Origin of the sequence: Thiosulfatihalobacter marinus (assembly GCF_016019955.1) — a bacterium.
In the GTDB taxonomy this organism is placed as follows: Bacteria; Pseudomonadota; Alphaproteobacteria; order Rhodobacterales; family Rhodobacteraceae; genus Shimia; species Shimia marinus_A.
Map to the genome: position 1 here is coordinate 1 of NZ_JAECRZ010000065.1, position 236 is coordinate 236.

Sequence of the window (236 nt, forward strand, 5' to 3'; positions counted from 1 at the left end):
AAATAACTTACCAGTACACGAAGTTTGGCGGTTGAGCCCAACTCCAGTTTGCTCGAGTCATTCATATCAAAAGGTTGATCGGTGTTGTCGGTTTGCACCCGCACTTTATTGCCATTGTCAGTGCTTTGGTACAGCGTAAAGCTGTAACGCACTTTGCTTTGCTGGCCGGGTGATAATAAGCGATCTGCAAACAACCCTGCCTGTTCGGCACCGCTGTAGTTATTCAGCTTATGCAG

Annotated in this window: 1 protein-coding gene; it reads right to left on the bottom strand. The window is 47.5% G+C overall.

Translation table 11 applies throughout. From position 1 onward, the window contains the following. A partial coding sequence (locus I3253_RS20390; RefSeq protein ID WP_197919611.1) for a hypothetical protein occupies window positions 1-236 on the bottom strand: 236 nt, incomplete at both ends.